The organism is Ruegeria sp. CDSB114, from assembly GCF_059611025.1.
The window spans coordinates 218,339-237,250 of record NZ_JBXWOT010000002.1; the positions used below are offsets into that span (position 1 = coordinate 218,339).

Here is an 18,912-nt window from a genome sequence, read left to right on the forward strand (position 1 = left end):
GCAGGCAGGGCAACGGCTTTTGCCTTATTGGTCTTTCACTCGCGGTGCGATCTGGTAAATGGCAATAGGACAGACGAGGGCAAGAGGGCAGTATGGCCGACCGTTTCCGTATCACTCTGGCGCAACTCAATCCCATTGTCGGGGATTTGGAAGGCAATGCGGCCAAGGCTTTTTCTGCGTGGGAGCAGGCGCGCGAGGCCGGTGCCCAACTTGTTGCTTTCCCCGAGATGTTCATCACCGGCTATAATACGCAGGACCTTGTGATCAAGCCCGCGTTCCACAAAGCCGCAATGAAAGCTGTTAAGGCGCTTGCGGAACGTTGCGCCGATGGACCTGCGATTGCGATCGGCGGGCCGTGGTTCGAAGATGACCGGCTGTATAACGCCTATCTCATCCTCAAGAACGGCAGGATCAGCAGTAAAGTGCTGAAACATCACCTGCCGAATGAGACAGTCTTTGACGAAGTGCGCCTGTATGATTCCGGCCCGCTGGGCGGTCCCTATTCGGTTGGCAACTCTCGGATCGGCAGCCCAATCTGCGAAGACAGCTGGCATCCGGATGTTGCCGAGACGCTGGAGGAGACAGGAGCCGAATTTCTGTTGATCCCCAACGGCTCGCCTTATTTCCGAAACAAATATGATGTGCGCCTGAACCATATGGTGGCGCGCGTGGTTGAGACCGGATTGCCGCTGATTTACCTGAACATGGTCGGGGGGCAGGACGATCAGGTCTTTGACGGGGCGACCTTCGGGTTGAATCCAGGCGGAGAACTGGCATTCCGTATGCCTGTGTTCGACGAAGCGATAGCGCATGTGGATCTTGAACGCGGCGACGCAGGTTGGCGCATAATTCCGGAAGAGATTGTGCCGCAGCCAGATGCTTGGGAGCAGGACTATCGCGCGATGGTCCAGTCTCTGCGTGATTACATGGCCAAAACCGGGTTCAAAAAGGTTGTTCTGGGTCTGTCTGGCGGCGTTGATTCAGCCCTTGTCGCGGCAATAGCGGTTGATGCGATTGGCGCTGAAAATGTTCGCTGCGTGATGTTGCCGTCGGAATATACCAGCCAGGATTCTTTGGATGATGCCGAAGCGGTGGCTAAGGCGTTGGGTGTTCACTATGATTTCGTCCCTATCGCACAGGGGCGCGCGGCGATCACGGATACGCTTGCCCCATTGTTTGCCGGGCGAGACGAAGATCTGACCGAAGAAAACATCCAGTCCCGCCTGCGGGGGCTGTTGCTGATGGCCCTGTCGAACAAGTTCGGCGAGATGCTGCTGACCACAGGCAACAAATCCGAAGTCGCCGTTGGATATTCCACGATCTATGGGGATATGAACGGTGGTTATAATCCGATCAAAGACCTGTACAAAACCCGCGTGTTCGAGACCTGTCGCTGGCGCAATGCCAATCATCGCGGCTGGATGAAAGGCCCCGAGGGTGAGGTCATCCGACCCTCGGTCATCGACAAACCTCCTAGTGCCGAGTTGCGCGAAGACCAGAAGGACAGTGACAGCCTGCCGGATTATCCGGTTCTGGACGCCATTCTAGATATATTGGTTGATCAGGATGGGTCGATCGCGGATTGCGTGGCCGCCGGGTTCGAAGAAGCCGTTGCGCGCCGGATCGAACATTTGGTCTATATCAGCGAATACAAACGGTTTCAGTCCGCCCCGGGGACACGTTTGACCAAGCGGGCATTCTGGCTGGATCGCAGGTATCCTATCGTGAATCGTTGGCGCGACAGGACCTGACGCCTTACAGGAATCACCATTTTGACGCGAAAACTGTTTCCATTTTATGGGCAATAACCGCTTGCTTCTGGAACTGTTTTTATTTTTGAGTGCAGTGGCTTAGATTCTCTTGGGCGTTTCCGAGCCCCCCTTGATACCCGGTCTTTTTTTTGCCACATTTTAGCTTGATTGTTGCCCCATGTGGGGCGGATGCGACGCATTGTGGGAAATAGGTGTTAATGAGCTTTCCCTTCGGTCTTTAGCGACGCGTCCGAAATTGGATGTCTGAGTTAACGATTTGGTGCCATTATGTACGATGAATACGATAAACCGCTTCATTCACCGCCAAAATGGCGGTCTATGCAATCCGAAGGTCGGTCTCTGGATGAGGCAAAGGTAGATGCTGCCATTGCCAATTTGTTGAATGAAGAGGTGCCCAAAGAGGAATCCACGACGGTAGGCCCCGGCGCGCAGTTTCTGGAAACAGAAGCCGAGGTGCCGGAAGGCGGTATCGCTACCTCTTTGCGTCAGAAACTGGCTGAATTGTGCGGCGCGGCCTGAAGTTTTCAAAATCCTGAATTAGATGCGCTGGCTTGCCACGTTGGCCGAATGGTCACAGGCCTGAGCAATAGTCATTGAAGCGAAGTTTCTTCTGTTGCGTCTGTCCTGATCCCGCGCCTTCATTGCGGTCCGTGCAATGAATTATGAGCGGTTGATGCCTGGCCCCAAGCCTAATGCTGTTGAACCCGATCTAAAGCTGCCAAAAGCCGTTGATGTTGTTGTCATTGGTGGAGGAATTATTGGGGCTTCAACTGCCCTCGAACTGTCAGAGCGGGGAATGTCTGTCCTTCTGTGCGAAAAGGGACAAATTGCCTCCGAGCAGAGTTCACGGAACTGGGGATGGGTGCGTTTGGGTATGCGCGATCCTCGGGAAATCCCGCTGATGCAGGAATCACAGCGTATCTGGGCGCAGCTCGATCAACGCACCGGGCGCAAGACAGGTTTCACACAGGCCGGTATCCTGTTCGGCGCCTCTGGCAAGCGGGAACAGGGCAATCTTGAACGCTGGCTTCGCCATGTGGAGGGGTTGAATACTGGGGCAAGGATGGTGTCCGGGGCTCTGTTGGCGGAACTTATGCCAGACCATCAGACGGGGTTGGATTGCGCATTGTTTATGCCGCAAGACGGTAGGGCGGAACCGCAATGGGCTGCACCCGCAATCGCCGAAGCTGCGCGTGACCGGGGGGCCCTGTTGATGACCAACTGTGCAGTGCGCTGTCTGGATACAGAGGCGGACCGTGTCGTCGGTGTCTTCACAGAACGCGGTCGCGTGGCCTGCGGCAATGTCGTACTGGCGGGCGGTGCGTGGTCGCGCTTGTTTGCAGGGAATGCCGGAGTTGATTTTCCACAACTGAAGGTGCTGAACACCGTATTCCGAACCTCTCCGGTTTCCGGTCCTGAGGCCGCCTTGTGGTCGGACGATTTTGCAATACGCAAGCGGGACGACGGAGGGTATACGATTGCGTCCGGGCACGAAAACACCGTTGATATCGTGCCGGATAGCCTTCGTCTGGCGTGGCAATTTCTTCCTGCGTTTCGTCAGGAGTGGCGGTCGCTGCGGTTTCGGGTGTCGAAGCGGTGGGCCGAAGAGGCGCGACAAGATCGGAGGTGGTTGCCCACGGATGTGACACCGTTCGAACTTTGCCGCACTCTGGATCCCGAACCATCGCGCCGGGCGTTGCGGCGGGCTTGGAAAAGCGCAATCAGTGGTATTCCCGCGCTAAAGCAGGCTGAAATCGTTCAGAGTTGGGCAGGGATGATTGATGTAACGCCGGATGCGATCCCGATCATCTCGCACGTGGACCACAGGCCGGGCCTGTTCATCTCGACGGGGTTTTCGGGGCATGGTTTCGGGATCGGGCCCGGTGCCGGGCGGCTGATGGCTGATCTGGTCTCGGGCAATGCCCCCTGTGTTAATCCGGCCGATTTCCGCCTGTCCCGCTTTACGGACGGGTCGAAAATTCGGCCGGACCCAGGGTTTTAAACGTTAACCCATCATCTGATAGCTGACCGGGACAAACCGGAACCCATCGCCGCGCGTCTCGACGTAACCGGCTGCGGGGAAGGGCATGTGATATCCGATCATCGGGATTTTGTCTGCTGCCAGCATCCCCAACACATTACGACGAGAAGCGGCGGCTGCGGCTTTGTCCATGTCGAATTTCACCTCCCACTCGGGTTGGGCGAAGGACCAGACATAGTGATTGGCCAGATCGGCCGTCAGCACCAGACGTTGACCGTTGCTTTCCAGATGAAAGACCGTGTGTCCGGGGGTATGCCCATGCGCTGAAACGGCGGTTATTCCGGACAGAACCTCGCCGCCATCGCCGACAAAGGTCATCTTTTCGGCCATTGGGGTCACTTTGGCGGCGACCAGATCGCCGACCCGATTGCCGGAATCCTGCGCGGCCCAAAAGTCATACTCGGATGATGCGGTGACATAGCGCGCATTCGGGAAAGTCGGCGCGTCATTTGTGGTCATGCCGCCAATATGGTCAGGGTGCATATGGGTGATGACGACGACGTCGATTTGATCCGGGCTCACGCCTGCATCTGCCAGTGCCGCCTGAATGCCGCCTTGCCCAAGGCCAGTATCAAACAGCACAAGTTCAGACCCGGTATTGACCAGCGTTGGTGTGAAAAAGAACTGGGCTTTATCGGCAGGAATAAAATTCTGGGCCGATACGTTTGCAAATTCCTCATCCGTGGCACCGCCGCCGAAAATCTCTTTGGCGCCATCGCGCGGCAGGCTGCCATCCAGCAGAGTTGTTACGGTGAAATCGCCCAACTGGAACGATTTCGCGATGGTTGAATTCGCTTTGGTATCGCTTGCTGCAGCCAGGATGGGGGTAGCAGCTGATGCAAAAGGCAATGCTGCCGCCGCGCCCAGTGCGGCCCTACGAGTCAGTGTAACGGTCATTTTGAGATCTCCCTGTGTGTGCCAGCACTTTGAAGATAGGGTATCGCCCGAGGATTGCCACCTGACGTTGGCGTGAACCGGTGCGGTGGCTGGACAATTTGCCCATCCTGTGAGAAGAGCCGCGCCAACAGGAGACTCCTATGACAACCACCCGTTTCGCCCCGTCACCCACCGGTTACATCCATGTGGGCAACCTGCGCACAGCGCTGATGAACTACCTGATTGCCCGCAAGGCTGGCGGCACGTTCATCCTGCGTATCGACGACACAGACCCCGAGCGATCGAAGGAAGAATATGTCGATGCCATCAAGCAGGACCTCGAGTGGCTGGGCCTGCATTGGGACCGGGTCGAACGACAGTCCGAGCGTCTGGACCGCTATGCCGAGGCAGCCGACAAGCTGCGCGAGATGGGCCGGTTCTATGAAGCCTTCGAAACCCCGACCGAGCTGGACCTCAAGCGCAAGAAACAACTGAACATGGGCAAGCCGCCGGTTTATGACCGCGCAGCATTGAACCTTAACGACGCCGAGAAAGACGCGCTGCGGGCAGAACGTGGCAACGGTGTCTGGCGCTTTAGGCTGGATCATGAACGGATCGAGTGGACCGACGGTATTCTAGGCGATATCTCGATTGATGCATCCTCGGTGTCGGATCCAGTACTGATCCGGGGCGACGGTCAGGTTCTGTACACGATTGCGTCGGTGGTCGATGATACCGAAATGGGTGTGACCGATGTGGTGCGTGGCTCGGACCATGTGACCAATACCGCGACGCAGATTCAGATCATCCAAGCGCTGGGTGGTACTTGCCCGCGTTTTGCACATCATTCTCTGCTGACCGGCCCCCAGGGCGAGGCGCTGTCTAAGCGACTGGGCACGCTGGCTCTGCGTGATCTGCGCGAGCAGGGCGTACAGCCGTTAGCATTGCTCAGCTTGATGGCGCGTCTGGGCTCATCCGACCCGGTTGAGTTGCGGACAGAGATGGCCGAGCTGATCGATGGATTTGACATTGGTCGTTTTGGTGCCGCACCGACCAAGTTTGACGTTCAGGACCTGTTTCCGCTGACGGCGAAACACCTGCAGTCTTTGCCTTTGTCCGAGGTTGCGGGTGCTGTGGCAGATGCGGGCGTTCCGGCCGATCTGGCGGAACCGTTCTGGGCCATGGCGCGCGAGAACATCACCACTCTGGCAGACCTCAAGGGCTGGTGGGAGCTGTGCCGTAACGGTGCCGAACCTCTTATTGCCGATGAAGACCGAGAGTTCATCACCGAGGCCGTGGCGTTGTTGCCAGAAGGCCCGTTCGACGGCGAGACCTGGGGGCAGTGGACCAGCGCGGTGAAAGACGCGACAGGCCGCAAGGGCAAGAGTCTGTTCATGCCTTTACGCAAGGCACTGACAGGGATGGAGCGCGGCCCTGAGATGGCCACCCTGTTGCCCCTTCTGCAGGTGATCCGCGCGCGCGGCTGATCTTAGTGCCTTAGATTGTGATAAGGCGTGGTCTGCTGGCGGCGCCATTTTTCTATTAGGTCTCTACGATCTGGGCTGCTATTCGCTTCAGCCGATCATCCACAAAACAAGTCTCATCCGGTTTCAATGCCTGGTGGCGCGGATACCGCGGCTCTGCCCGGTCATTCAGGATCGGGGCGTCCCAGCCATCAGTGGTGGCAAAAAAGCGATCGGCGCCCTCGGACCCGAACGCACGCAAATAGCCCTGCACAACCACATCGATATAGCTCATCAGCAGGGGGTGGCGCCGGCTGGCCGCGGATTGACGGTCATCAGGTACGGCATAAACAGCGATCTCAACCTCGTGTGGCAGAGAATGGGTGACGGCCTTAGTCGCTGGAACGCGGTCGTAGGCCCACTCACGTTGATCCAGCGCGTCCCAGTCATTGCCCGGGACATGGGCAATCATGCCGTCGATTTCAGAAGTGGGATCCGGAATGGCGGTCAGGAAAGCGACCGGGCGCAAATCGGTATGCCGCCAGGCCCGCCGCCATCCCTTCAACCGCGCGGGATGCGGGTCGGGGAAATCGTGGGTCGCGAGGTTCACGAGGCTGCCGTAGCCAAAGAAATAGGGGTCTGCCATGCGGGATCACTTCTGACCGGGAATTGATGTATGTCAAACCGCTTTTTTGCCCAACATGCAATAAGGCAGCATGTTGAACTTAGGGAGGCAAACATGCGGATAACCAAGCGGACAAATATTGCTGTGCGCCTACTGATGTATTGTGCAGCAAATCCAGACAGGTTGGTGACCAAATCCGAGATCGCAAAGACCTGCAATATCTCAGAAAACCACTTGGCGCAGGTGATCAACCAACTCAGCCAGTTAGATTATCTGAGCACTCATCGCGGTCGCAATGGTGGTATGGTACTCGCTAGATCTGCTGATCAGATACGGATCGGTTCGGTTTTTCGACATATCGAGGGCGACTTGCCGATTGCTGAGTGCTTTGCGGATGCCGACAATACATGCCCGCTCACCAACGCCTGCCGGCTGCGCCTTGCGCTGCGGGACGCGGCCGAGGTCTTTTATGCCTCGCTAGACGAAATCACGCTGGATTCGCTGGTGTGTGACAATGCAAATCTGCTGACGATTTTGCAGCCTGTCGCCTGCGTCCGATAAACTCAGTCGCTGGCGCGCAAGATGCGCGCCGGGCGAACGGCAAGGGGTTTCAAGGCAAAGATCAACCCCGCGCCCAGCGTGACGATGATCCCGGCCAATACGATGCCGATGGCAGATGGCCAGATGACGTCAAAGCTGGTGTCGAAAATATATGTCGCAACCGCCCAGCCGCCGAGGATGCCCACCATCAGGGCCACAATTCCAGCGGCAGACCCCAGCAGAACAGCCCGAAGGGCAAAGCTGATCAATATGCGCCGACGGTCGGCGCCGATGGTCTTCAGGACTGCGGCCTCGTACCGCCGGGCTGGTTCACCCGCTGCCGCGGCGCCGATCAGGACCAGAAAGCCGGTTAGCAGCGAAACACCAGCCCCATAAGACGTCGCAGCGGCCAACCCGGCCAGCAGACCCGAGACCCGGTCAATCGCATCGCGGACACGGATTGCGGTGATATTGGGGAATTTACCCGCCAGATCACGAAGGATCGCGGCTTCGGCCTGCTCTTCGGCATAGACGGTGGCAATGAAGCTATGCGGGGCGCCGGCCAGGGCCGACGGGTTCATGGACATGATGAAACCCATCCCGGCGGTCGAGAAATCCACCTCGCGCAGAGAGGTGAGCTCTGCGGTGATGTCGCGCCCCAATATGTTGACGGTCAGTTGGTCACCCAGCTTCAGGCCCATCTCTTCGGCCTCTTCAGCGGCGAAGCTGACCTGAGGCGTTCCGGAATAGTCCTCGGACCACCATTCCCCGGCGGTGACCCGTGCGTTCGAGGGCGGGGCGTCGGAATAGGTGACCCCGCGGTCGCCTTCCAGTACCCAGTGGTCCCCGGCGACCTCAATCGCGGGCTGCCCGTTAATCTGCGTGATGATCCCGCGCAGCATGGGCGCGCTTTGGATCCGGCTTACGGCAGGGTCGTTTTCCAGCCGTTCGGTAAAGCCGGGCATCTGCTCTTTCTGGATATCGACGAAGAAATAAGAAGGGGCGACATCGGGCAGGTTTCCTGAAATCGCGTTTCGCAGGGTGCCGTCGATTTGCCCGACTGCGGCCAGTACCGACAGGCCCAACCCCAGCGACAGGACAACCGATGCGGCCCCTTCGCGCGGATCGGAAATGGCCGACAGGGCCCATCGCAGGGGAGGATTCCCTCGGGCGGGTTTTGTGGTCAGGCGCGCCAGTTTGCGGATCGCCATCGCTGCAATCGAAAGCAGAACCAGCGCTCCGGCCAGCCCGCCGCTGGTCCAAAGGGTCAGGCGGGTCGATCCGCTGAAAAAGGCGGCTGCGCTGATCAGCGCCGCAAGCCCGATGCCTGTGGCCAGAACATATTTTGCACGAGGCAAGAAGCGCGCCGAAGACAGCGCATCGCGAAACAGGGTGGCTGCACGGATTTCTTCAGTACGGGCAAGGGGCCAGAGTGTGAATAAAAAGGCGGTGAGCACGCCGTAAAGCGCGGCTTCAGCCAAAGGCTGCGGATAGAACGAGAACACTGCGGGCACAGGCAGGCGAGTTTCGATCAGCGGCGCAAGCAGCAGAGGCACCGATCCACCCAATATGATGCCCAGAAAAATGCCGATGCCAGAGAGAATACCGATTTGGATCAGATAAGTCTGAAACACGGTCGCCCGATCGGCACCCAAAGTACGCAAGGTAGCAATGGTTTCAGTCTTTTGCGCCAGATAGGCGCGCACCGCTGCAGATACGCCGATGCCGCCAACAGCCAGCCCGGATAGTCCAACCAGAACCAGAAAAGCGCTGAGCCGGGCAACAAATTCTGAAATGCCGGGGGCACCGTTCCGTGCATCGGTCCACCGCATTCCGCTGCCTTCAAGGGCTTCGCTTGCCTGCGCCGAAAGAGCTGTAAGATCAGACCCCGGCGGCAGATCCAGACGGTATTTGGTGGAAAACAGAGTACCCGGTGCCAATAATCCGGAATTCAGCAAGTCCTGTGTGCGGATCAGCGTGCGCGGACCCAATCCAAACCCGTCTGCCGCCCCGTCCGGTTCGTGGATCAGGGCTGCCATCAGGACAAATTCCTGAGTTCCAAGTGAAAACCGATCCCCTACGGATAGCTGAAGCCGGTCGATCAGAGCGGCAGCCATTACGGCACCGGGCGCCCCTTGCTGGCCTGTAAAGGCGTCACGCAGGGGCATCTGGGGCTCTAGTATGGGCTTGCCCAACAATGGATAGGAGTCGTCAACGGATTTGACCTGCGTAAGCGCCCGCTGTGGGTCACTATTCTGCTGCGCGACTGCCATTGACCGAAAATCGACGACTTCGGAGATGGCTAAGGCCGCGTCGTTCATCCATGCACGCTCAGCCTCATCCGCAAAGCGATAGGTGAATTCCAGCTGTGCATCCCCGCCCAGCAGAGCCGCGCCTTCTTGCGTCAGTCCGGTTTGGATGGCGTGGCGGACCGAACCCACAGCGGCAATGGCAGCGACCCCAAGTGCAAGACAAGCCAGAAACACCCGAAAACCGCGCAGACCTCCGCGCAGTTCCCGCCGCGCCAGCCGCCCGGCCATCCGCAGGCTCATTCGGCAGCCTCTTGCCTTGTGTCATCGGCAATCCTTCCATCGCGCAGCCGGACAACACGGTCACATCTGCGCGCAAGGCTGTGGCTATGGGTCACCAGAACCAAAGTAGCACCATGCCTGTCGCGCAGGCCAAGCAGCAGGTCAATGATGGCGGCTCCGTTTGTTTCGTCCAGATTGCCGGTAGGCTCATCCGCCAGCAGGATCTGTGGTCGCGGGGCAGAGGCACGGGCTAGCGCGACGCGCTGCTGCTCTCCACCGGAGAGCTGCGCCGAATAATGGTCGCGTCGATGCGTCAGCCCTACGGACTCCAATTCGGCCTCGGCCCGTTGAAAGGCATCTTTGTGACCGGCCAACTCCAGCGGTGTGGCCACGTTCTCAAGGGCAGTCATCGTGGGGATCAGGTGGAAATTCTGAAATACAACGCCCATGCTGTTGCGTCGGAATCGCGCGAGCTCGTCTTCGTTCATGCGGGTCAGATTTTGCCCGAGTGCGGTTACCTGGCCGCCCGTCGCCTGTTCCAGCCCGCCCATCAGCATCAGTAACGACGATTTGCCTGACCCGGACGGCCCAATCAGACCCAGTGTCTCGCCCTTATGTACGGAAAGCGTGATGTCGTGCAGGATATCTACCTGACCGGCATTGCCATCCAGCGATAAAGCGGCATTTTCAAGCGATAGAACAGTTGCGATCATGGGTTGGTCCGAACCGAGGTAATCAAATGGGATATGGAGCAGTTGAGATGGTGCGCAAGGCTTTGATGCCGGTGCTTATCACGTGTTGCGGCTTTACGGCCACAGCAGAAACCGTAGTGATTGCCGCTCTCGGGGATTCTTTGACTCAAGGGTACGGCCTGCCCGAGCAAGACGGATTTGTTCCGCAGCTGGATCGTTGGTTGAAAGATCACGGGGCGGATGTGCGCCTGATCAATGCGGGTGTATCCGGGGACACCACCGCCGGAGGGGCCGCGCGTGTGGACTGGACACTGACGCCCGACGTGGATGGGATGATCGTCGCATTGGGCGGGAACGATCTGTTGCGAGGGCTTGATCCGGCAGTTGCACGCGCAAATCTTGAGACGATCCTGAAAGCAGCAGATGGCGCTGAGGTCGCCGTGTTGTTAGTCGGGATGCAGGCGCCGGGGAATTACGGCCCAGATTACAAAGCCGCATTTGATGCGATCTACCCCGATCTGGCGGATCGATATCAGACTGGATATGCGCCAAGTTTTTTCACAGGTTTGACTGCGGCAGGAAACCCCGAAGAAGTACGGGAACACATGCAGGCAGATGGCATCCATCCCAACGCCAGTGGTGTGGCCCTCATCGTTGACGACCTTGGACCAAAGGTTTTGGAACTTGTGAAATCAGCAGAAGATTGATCAGACGACCGTCACAACTGTTCCAATTGGCACCCGCTGGTACAGGTCGATGACATGCGTGTTCAGCATGCGTATACATCCGTTCGAGGCCGCACGGCCTATGGTCTGCGGCTGAGTGGTCCCGTGAATTCGGAAATAAGTGTCAACGCCGTTCTGGAACAGATAAAGCGCCCGTGCACCTAACGGATTGCCGTCACCGCCAGGCTGCACATAGTCGTTATCCTTGAAACGAGCATATGTAATTGGCTCACGCTCGATCATTTCATTGGTGGGGCGCCAGGTGGGCCACTCCTTTTTGACGTCTATGGTCGCTGTTCCGGTGAACTCCAGCCCGGCTTTGCCCACCCCGCACCCGTAACGGATTGCCTTGCGAGGTTCTGTTACGAAGTACAGATAGAACGAGCGTGGAACCACCAGAAGCTGGCCTGGCAGGAATTGCTTTTTGATTCGAACAAATTGTGGAGTGGGGTCATATTCGACGGCTTTCTTTGCCGACGCGGCGGTCGAAACAAGGCTTGCTGCTACTGTTGCAGTCAGGAATGTACGGCGTGTCAACATATCAGCTCTCTTCAATACAACAGAAAAATCATGACCATAGTGTCCGGATGATATCCGATCCGGTCAATCGTCGGGGAAGAGTAACTGAATTGTGATGTAATCGCCGGGACACACTTTTACAGGTGGTCGCTCAGGCGCAAATAGAAAAGGGCAGAGGAAAACCCTGCCCTTACAACGGCTTACGCCAGCTGGATGTCGTCGGCGCTTTCACGACCGTCACGACCCGAGCGCAGCTCGTACGTGACTTTCTGGTTGTCGGCCAGACCGGTCAGGCCCGAGCGTTCGACGGCCGAGATGTGAACGAAGATGTCTTTGCCGCCATCTTCGGGTGCAATAAAGCCGTAGCCTTTGGTGGTGTTGAACCATTTTACGGTGCCTGAAGGCATATCCGTGTTCTCCTTATCTGGTGCTGCCCACGGAGTTGCGGCAGCCTGGCGTCGTCGTCTGTATCGATAGACTGAACGCCGTAGAAGGAGACAGTGGGTCGAAATAGAAAAACGGTAGCAATTCGCTATATGGCACTGGGCTCGCGGCGTGGCAAGGGGGGAGGAAACGGCCGTATCGTTTTGGTGGAGGATCAGCAGCTTTCTTAAACTATCGCCTGACAACTGCTAATGGGGAGCGACCACCAAAAAGGGAGTTATTTTTCCGGCGGTACAGCTTCAATTTGACATTTGATCTTCGCAAACTCTTCTAGGTCTGGCTTGATCCCAAGGCTTATTTCTTCATGGAACACTGAGTAGCTTCTATGATCGATCGGCGTAACAAGTACGCGGCTTTCGAGAACTGGTTCAAGGAAGGTTAGGAACATCAACAGTGCGGTGACCTCGGAAACGGAGTATTCACTTCCCGCAGCCTTTTTCTTTATTTCTGAGTTGTTTGTGGGGTCTGCCGCCAAGAAAGTATTTCCATTCAACGCGGCGTTTCTGGCTATGCCAATGTCCAGACTGCAACAAAGCGACTCATAATATGTCAATGAATCGCTGTAGTCTTTCTGGTTCTTCCAGGCGCTGTTCCCAAATGGATCTGTAAAAACCTGAGCGCAGTATCTTTCTAAACTGCTGAAAGATGAGCTGATTGAAAAAAGGTTGAAGGAAGGAGGGCAAAAGTGAAAGCTCCGAGCCTTCAGGTCGGTTTCTACACAGTTGGAATAATAACCACGGTAGTTCAGGGAACGAAAAGCTTTTTCTTTTGTTCTGAAGTCCCTAGCTTGCCTTGCATCCAGATGTTTCTTTACTTCGATCACCCCATACACTGTTTCTACGGGAACGTGGCGTCTCAAGTATCGGTAATTGTCTCTCCGGTCATGAATGACGATGTCACATTCATTGCTTTCTCGCCCCTCGCAATCGACGACTATTTGGTTGGTCGAAACAGAATACCTTGATGGGATAGTTTCTCGAAGAAACGTGGCTAGGGCGTCCTCAATGTACGCCCCTTTCAACCCAGCATGCTTCACTAGGCTGGCTGTCTCCAGCTCAAGTTTGAGTTTTTGTGTTAATAAAACAAACTCTTCTTTGAACGGGTTAAGACCAGTAGTCATTTTCTACCGCGCAAACTTCTTATGCTTCAACCGCTTGGGCTCCAGCGCGTCCGGGCCCAGACGGCGCTTTTTGTCCTCTTCGTAATCCTCGAAGTTACCCTCGAACCACTCCACATGGGCATCACCCTCAAATGCCAGGATATGCGTGCAGATCCGGTCGAGGAAGAAACGGTCGTGGCTGATGACCACGGCGCAGCCGGCGAAATCGACCAGCGCGTCTTCCAGCGCGCGCAGGGTTTCGACGTCCAGATCGTTGGTCGGTTCGTCAAGCAGCAGGACGTTGCCGCCCTCTTTCAGCAGGCGGGCCATGTGGACGCGGTTGCGCTCACCGCCTGACAGCAGAGAGACCTTCTTCTGCTGGTCACCGCCCTTGAAGTTGAAGGAGGAGCAATAGGCGCGGGAATTGACCTGCGCGTCGCCCAGCTGGATGATCTCGGCGCCGCCGGTGATCGCCTCCCATACGGTGTCGTTGTCCTTCAGGTCATCGCGGGACTGGTCGACATAGGACAGTTCAACCGTGTCGCCAAGCGTGATGGTGCCTGCGTCGGGCTGCTCTTGACTAGTAAGCATCTTGAACAGGGTCGATTTACCGGCGCCGTTGGGCCCGATGACGCCGACAATTCCGCCGGGGGGCAGGGTAAAGTCGAGGTTCTCGATCAGTTGCTTATCGCCCATGTGTTTGGACAGGCCTTCGACCTCGATCACCTTACCGCCAAGGCGCTGGCCGTTGGGGATGACGATCTGTGCGCGGGTCAGCTTTTCGCGCTCGGACTGTTCCGCCAGATCGTTATAGGCGTTGATCCGGGCTTTGGATTTGGCCTGACGGGCCTTCTGGCCTTGGCGCATCCAGTCCAACTCGCGCTGCAGAGTCTTTTGCTTAGACTTGTCCTCGCGGGCTTCCTGCTCCAGCCGTTTGGCCTTTTGTTCCAGCCAGGCGGAATAGTTGCCCTCATACGGCAGACCACGACCCCGGTCGAGTTCGAGGATCCAGCCGGTGATACTGTCGAGGAAATACCGGTCGTGAGTGACGATCAGGATGGTGCCCTTGTAGTCTATCAGGTGCTGTTGCAGCCAGGCGATTGTTTCGGCATCCAGGTGGTTGGTCGGCTCGTCGAGCAGCAGCATGTCGGGCGCTTCGAGCAGCAATTTGCACAGCGCGACGCGGCGGTTTTCACCGCCTGAGAGGTTGGCGATATTGGCATCATCCGGCGGGCAGCGCAGGGCCTCCATGCTGACGTCGATCTGGCTGTCGAGATCCCAGAGGTTCTGGCTGTCGATCTCGTCCTGCAGCTTGGCCATCTCATCCGCGGTTTCGTCTGAGTAGTTCATCGCCAATTCGTTATAGCGGTCGAGGATCGCCTTTTTCTCGGCTACGCCCAGCATGACGTTTTCGCGCACGCTGAGGGTTTCGTCCAGTTTCGGCTCTTGCGGCAGATAACCGACCTTGGCACCTTCGGCCGCCCAAGCCTCACCCGTGAAGTCTTTGTCGAGACCGGCCATGATCTTCATCAGCGTCGATTTACCAGCACCGTTGACGCCGACGACACCGATTTTCACGCCGGGCAGGAAGCTCAGGTGGATGTTTTCAAAGCACTTCTTGCCACCGGGATAGGTCTTGGAGACACCCTGCATGTGGTAGACATATTGATAGGCGGCCATGGTGTGTCCTCTGGGTCGGGGAAATTGGGTTGGGCGGTGTGATAGCGAAACGTGGGCGCAGGGGCAATCAGGATCGCATCGCGGGTTTGATTTTGATTGCCTGATACGACGCGCTGTTTTCAAAAGGCGTTGCGTTGAGCTGGCTGGGGTACTAAGCGGTCGCGGAAGATAAATATGAATTGGCAAGCCAGAGTGACGACGCTGGATCGACTTAAAACGGGATTGGCGCTGCTCGCAGCGTTGGGCTTTGTCATTTTGGCAAGTCTGCATCTGACCCGTCCCGTATCTGCAGATTCCGAACCGATTCTGCTTGGCTTTGCCCCCGGTGACATTTGTGGAACCGGTCAACCGAACGGCGATCAAAGCAGGTGCCCGGTTTGCACCTTAGCTGAAAGTGGTGTCACCTTATGTGGCCCTCTCGTGCTTGCGTCCTTGTGCCCTGAGGGTGTGCCGCTTCTTATTCCAGTTCGGGTGGAGTTGGTGCCACGTGGCGCAACAACGGCATATTTTGCGCGTGGACCCCCTTGGATGGTGTGAAGCTTCAATCCGGGTTGACCCCGGACGAAACAGAACGTCAAACAAGGAAATACCTTATGAAACTGGTGAAACTTACATCGGCTGCGATGATCGTGGCTGCAATAGGGACGACTGCGCAAGCGCACGCAACTCTGGAGCAGCAGGAAGCTCAGGTGGGCAGCTTCTACAAGGGGGTGATGCGGGTCGGCCATGGCTGCGAGGGCGAGGCAACGCTAAAGCTGCGCATCGCCATCCCCGAAGGTGTGATTTCGGTCAAGCCGATGCCCAAACCCGGCTGGAAGCTCGAAACCGTCGCGGGTGATTATGCCAACAGCTACGACTACTATGGCACGACCCTGACATCGGGTGTGCAAGAGATTATCTGGACCGGCGAATTGTCGAATGATCATTACGATGAGTTTGTATTCCGGGCCAAGCTGGATGGATCGCTTGCGGCAGAGCAGATGCTGTTTTTCCCGACCATTCAGGAATGTGCCAACGGCAGCCACAATTGGGTGGAAATTCCGGCCGAAGGTCAGGATCCGCATGACTTGGATCATCCCGCGCCGGGCTTGTATCTGCAACCGGAGGGTAAGCATTCGCACTGACCCCGGAATGTTGATCTGATCTTAAGAGCGGCAGGCGTTGGTACTGCCGCTCTTGTATGGCGCGATCGGTGCCTGTAGCTCGGACAGGGATAAAGCGGGAGGACTGGCAATGGCGGATTTGAAGGCCTTGATTTCCGACTGGGCGCAGTCGGGTTGTGTCGAATGGATCGGATTGCGGCCTGCACGAAGAGATGAGTTGCAGTTGGTTGAAACTGCGATGATTTCGGCCGACGGTCTCGATGGCGACCGAAGCCGTGCAGGCAAACGGGCCGTGACGCTGATCCAGCAGGAGCATTTAGCGGCGATTGGGTCTTATCTGGGGCAGGGGCCGGTTGCGCCTGAAATACTGCGGCGCAATTTGGTGGTGTCGGGGATCAATCTGGCGGCCCTAAAAGAGCGCGAGGTTCAGGTGGGGGAGGCTGTTTTGCGGTTCACAGTCATCTGCGCCCCTTGCAGCCGGATGGAGGAGGCGCTGGGCAAGGGGGGCTATTCTGCCGTGCGTGGGCATGGCGGGTGGTGTGCCGAGGTTGTTCGGCCCGGGCGGGTGCGGCTTGGTGATGCGGTACAGCCGATTGATTGACAACGCCCTTCAGTTCTGAACATCAGCAAGGGATGCAACGCAGTGACATTCCATATGTGCGGCCCGGGCAGGTCGTGGGGTTGTTCGGGGGGTCGTTTGATCCTCCGCACCAAGGCCATGTGCATGTCACGCGCGAGGCGATGAAGGCCTTTGGGCTGGACCGGGTTTGGTGGCTGGTGTCTCCGGGCAATCCATTGAAAGAGCGCGGGCCTGCGCCTTTGGCGCGGCGGGTGAAGGCAGCGCAAGCTGTGATGCAGCATCCACGTGTCGAGGTGACGGATATCGAGGCCCAGACCGGCACGCGCGCCACGGCAAATACTGTCGCAGCCCTGAAAAAGCTTTATCCGCAGGTCAGGTTTGTCTGGCTGATGGGCGCGGATAACCTGGCGCAATTCCATAAGTGGCAGGATTGGCAGTCGATTATCGAAACCGTACCGGTTGGCGTTGTTGCCCGTCCCGGAGACCGCATCTCTGCACGTATGTCCCCTGCGGCGCGTCGCTATGCCGACTACCGGATTGACGGGCAGGCGCGGCATTTACTCGGCCGGGCACAGGCCCCGGCGTGGTGTTTTGTGAATGTGCCGATGCTGGATGTCAGTTCGACCCAGTTGCGCATTCAGGGGGTTTGGGGCAACAAGGTGTTGCCTGAATAGCCCCTGTGGGCCCATAATTCGGATCTCAGGTTGTTTGCCTGTGATCTCTGGGATTTTAATTGACCCATGAATGATCGTTATTCGCGACGAGGATTTATTGCAGGGCTGGGTGCGGCCCTGATCCCTGTAGCTGTTGTGGCCGAGGCCCCGCTGACGTCACTGCGGCCTCAGCTTCGTAATGAGCCGATCGTAGGTGTTGAGCGCTTGGTCGATGCCGCGAACCTGCGCGGCGAGGTCGCCTTTGCCGTAGCGGACGCCAATACAGGCGTAGTGCTTGAGACCTATGGTGGCGACCGGAGCCTTCCTCCGGCGAGCGTTGGCAAGGCTCTGACCGCGCTCTATGCGCTGAATGTGCTGGGTGCCGATTACAGGTTTGAGACTGCATTGGTCGCCGAGGGGCCAATAGAAAACGGCATATTGAACGGCGATCTTGTTCTTGTTGGCGGTGGTGATCCATTGCTGGATACGGATGCGCTGGCCACGATGGCGGCAAACTTGCGCGAGGCCGGAATCACCGAGGTTCGCGGCGCGTTCAAAGTTTATGATGGCGCGTTGCCTTACGTGTTCAGCATTGATCCGGGGCAGCCAGATCATTTGGGGTACAGCCCTGCGATCAGCGGCATTTCTCTGAATTTCAATCGCGTGCATTTCGAGTGGAAAAAGCAGGGCGCCAGCTATGACGTGACCATGGATGCCCGAAGCACGCGCTATACCCCTGCAGTGGAAGTGGCGTCCATGAAGGTCGAGGGCCGCAACCTGCCGATCTATACCTACGAACCCAGCGCCCGTCAGGACCGGTGGACTGTTGCCAAAGGCGCGTTAGGTAGCGATGGGGCGCGGTGGCTGCCTGTCCGCAAGCCCGCGCTTTATGCAGGTGACGTTTTCAGAACATTGGCCCGATCCAACGGAATTGTGCTGGGGCGGACGCAGGTCACGCGGCAGATGCCGAATGGAACCCCTTTGGTCATTCATCAAAGCGACCCACTCGAGAGCATCTTGCGGGGCATGCTGAAATACTCGACCAATCTTACTGCCGAGATGGTAGGGCTCGCTGCCTCGAGGGTGCGCGGTACGCGACCGCAGACTTTGGCGGAGTCAGCCGCCGAGATGAACAGATGGGCCACAGAGACCTATGGTGTGACCGGGGTTGCGATGGTCGATCATTCAGGGCTTGGGGGCGATTCACGCGTAGCGCCCGAGGATTTGGTGGTCGCGCTGCTGGCGGCGCAGAAAGCCGGAGACCTCCGGCCTTTGCTGAAGAAATTTACCCTTGCCGACAGTCAGGGGCGGCCGGTCAAGGATCATCCGATCAGAGTGAATGCGAAAACCGGAACCCTGAACTTTGTCTCGGGCCTGGGTGGGTTCATAACCTCACCGGATGGGGCAGAGCTGGCCTTTGCAATATTCACGGCCGACATAGAGCATCGCGCAACGATCCCCCGAGCGTATCGTGAACGGCCCGAAGGCGGGCGGAGCTGGAATAACAGGTCGCGCAAATTGCAGCGCGCACTGATCGAAAGGTGGGGGAAGCTGGCCGGCAGCAGCTGA

18 protein-coding genes are annotated in these 18,912 nt (G+C 57.6%); 10 read left to right on the plus strand and 8 right to left on the minus strand.

Annotated features, from left to right (window positions below):
- Positions 1 to 92 precede the first annotated feature (92 nt).
- The 3 genes from AC2FIP_RS08605 to AC2FIP_RS08615 all read left to right on the plus strand — a co-directional run bounded on the left by AC2FIP_RS08605 (position 93) and on the right by AC2FIP_RS08615 (position 3,774).
- The gene (locus AC2FIP_RS08605) at positions 93 to 1,751 is read left to right on the plus strand and encodes an NAD+ synthase (RefSeq protein WP_496785968.1); all 1,659 of its coding nucleotides are present in this window, start codon (positions 93 to 95) and stop codon (positions 1,749 to 1,751) included.
- Between the two features lie 288 nt (positions 1,752 to 2,039).
- A complete protein-coding gene (locus AC2FIP_RS08610) occupies positions 2,040 to 2,291 on the plus strand; it encodes a hypothetical protein (protein ID WP_496691760.1) in 252 nt (83 codons plus the stop codon).
- A 154-nt stretch (positions 2,292 to 2,445) separates the two neighbouring features.
- Positions 2,446 to 3,774: an NAD(P)/FAD-dependent oxidoreductase gene (locus AC2FIP_RS08615; protein WP_496785969.1), complete on the plus strand. Its 1,329-nt coding sequence runs from the start codon at positions 2,446 to 2,448 to the stop codon at positions 3,772 to 3,774.
- A gap of 3 nt (positions 3,775 to 3,777) precedes the next feature.
- Here the strand turns inward: AC2FIP_RS08615 and AC2FIP_RS08620 are convergent, their stop codons facing one another.
- Positions 3,778 to 4,710 carry an MBL fold metallo-hydrolase gene (locus tag AC2FIP_RS08620; RefSeq protein WP_496750040.1) on the minus strand — a complete coding sequence of 311 codons (933 nt, stop codon included), beginning with the start codon at positions 4,708 to 4,710 and terminating at the stop codon, positions 3,778 to 3,780.
- Positions 4,711 to 4,850: 140 nt separating this feature from the next.
- Here AC2FIP_RS08620 and gltX point away from each other — a divergent pair, with 140 nt between their 5' ends.
- Entirely contained in the window at positions 4,851 to 6,176 is a 1,326-nt protein-coding gene (gene gltX / locus AC2FIP_RS08625) for a glutamate--tRNA ligase (RefSeq protein WP_496785970.1), read from the plus strand.
- 55 nt (positions 6,177 to 6,231) lie between these two features.
- Here the strand turns inward: gltX and AC2FIP_RS08630 are convergent, their stop codons facing one another.
- The gene (locus AC2FIP_RS08630) at positions 6,232 to 6,798 is read right to left on the minus strand and encodes a gamma-glutamylcyclotransferase family protein (protein ID WP_496785972.1); all 567 of its coding nucleotides are present in this window, start codon (positions 6,796 to 6,798) and stop codon (positions 6,232 to 6,234) included.
- Positions 6,799 to 6,891: 93 nt separating this feature from the next.
- Between AC2FIP_RS08630 and AC2FIP_RS08635 the strand changes: the two genes are divergently transcribed.
- Complete coding sequence (locus tag AC2FIP_RS08635; protein WP_496691756.1) at positions 6,892 to 7,338, plus strand: RrF2 family transcriptional regulator; 447 nt, start codon at positions 6,892 to 6,894, stop codon at positions 7,336 to 7,338.
- Positions 7,339 to 7,340: 2 nt separating this feature from the next.
- Here the strand turns inward: AC2FIP_RS08635 and AC2FIP_RS08640 are convergent, their stop codons facing one another.
- Positions 7,341 to 9,869: an ABC transporter permease gene (locus AC2FIP_RS08640; RefSeq protein ID WP_496785973.1), complete on the minus strand. Its 2,529-nt coding sequence runs from the start codon at positions 9,867 to 9,869 to the stop codon at positions 7,341 to 7,343.
- Positions 9,866 to 10,561 carry an ABC transporter ATP-binding protein gene (locus AC2FIP_RS08645; RefSeq protein WP_496785975.1) on the minus strand — a complete coding sequence of 232 codons (696 nt, stop codon included), beginning with the start codon at positions 10,559 to 10,561 and terminating at the stop codon, positions 9,866 to 9,868. Before AC2FIP_RS08645 ends, AC2FIP_RS08640 begins: the two co-directional genes overlap by 4 nt.
- 26 nt (positions 10,562 to 10,587) lie before the next feature.
- On the opposite strand from AC2FIP_RS08645, the gene AC2FIP_RS08650 reads away from it, so the two are divergent.
- Positions 10,588 to 11,247 carry an arylesterase gene (locus AC2FIP_RS08650; RefSeq protein WP_496785977.1) on the plus strand — a complete coding sequence of 220 codons (660 nt, stop codon included), beginning with the start codon at positions 10,588 to 10,590 and terminating at the stop codon, positions 11,245 to 11,247.
- Here the strand turns inward: AC2FIP_RS08650 and AC2FIP_RS08655 are convergent, their stop codons facing one another.
- The 4 genes from AC2FIP_RS08655 to ettA all read right to left on the minus strand — a co-directional run bounded on the left by AC2FIP_RS08655 (position 11,248) and on the right by ettA (position 15,007).
- Entirely contained in the window at positions 11,248 to 11,805 is a 558-nt protein-coding gene (locus AC2FIP_RS08655) for a L,D-transpeptidase (protein WP_496785978.1), read from the minus strand.
- A gap of 179 nt (positions 11,806 to 11,984) precedes the next feature.
- Positions 11,985 to 12,191: a cold-shock protein gene (locus AC2FIP_RS08660; RefSeq protein ID WP_142635630.1), complete on the minus strand. Its 207-nt coding sequence runs from the start codon at positions 12,189 to 12,191 to the stop codon at positions 11,985 to 11,987.
- A 254-nt stretch (positions 12,192 to 12,445) separates the two neighbouring features.
- On the minus strand, positions 12,446 to 13,348 hold the full coding sequence (locus tag AC2FIP_RS08665) for a DUF6602 domain-containing protein (protein ID WP_496785980.1): 903 nt from the start codon (positions 13,346 to 13,348) through the stop codon (positions 12,446 to 12,448).
- A gap of 3 nt (positions 13,349 to 13,351) precedes the next feature.
- Positions 13,352 to 15,007, minus strand: a complete 1,656-nt coding sequence (gene ettA, locus AC2FIP_RS08670; RefSeq protein WP_496785983.1) for an energy-dependent translational throttle protein EttA — start codon at positions 15,005 to 15,007, stop codon at positions 13,352 to 13,354.
- Between the two features lie 593 nt (positions 15,008 to 15,600).
- Here ettA and AC2FIP_RS08675 point away from each other — a divergent pair.
- From AC2FIP_RS08675 to dacB, 4 genes are all read left to right on the plus strand, one after another.
- A complete protein-coding gene (locus tag AC2FIP_RS08675) occupies positions 15,601 to 16,131 on the plus strand; it encodes a YcnI family copper-binding membrane protein (RefSeq protein ID WP_496700828.1) in 531 nt (176 codons plus the stop codon).
- 109 nt (positions 16,132 to 16,240) lie between these two features.
- On the plus strand, positions 16,241 to 16,711 hold the full coding sequence (locus AC2FIP_RS08680) for an MOSC domain-containing protein (protein ID WP_496706263.1): 471 nt from the start codon (positions 16,241 to 16,243) through the stop codon (positions 16,709 to 16,711).
- Between the two features lie 32 nt (positions 16,712 to 16,743).
- Entirely contained in the window at positions 16,744 to 17,364 is a 621-nt protein-coding gene (locus tag AC2FIP_RS08685) for a nicotinate-nucleotide adenylyltransferase (protein ID WP_496706265.1), read from the plus strand.
- Between the two features lie 66 nt (positions 17,365 to 17,430).
- Positions 17,431 to 18,912 carry a D-alanyl-D-alanine carboxypeptidase/D-alanyl-D-alanine endopeptidase gene (gene dacB / locus AC2FIP_RS08690; protein ID WP_496785984.1) on the plus strand — a complete coding sequence of 494 codons (1,482 nt, stop codon included), beginning with the start codon at positions 17,431 to 17,433 and terminating at the stop codon, positions 18,910 to 18,912.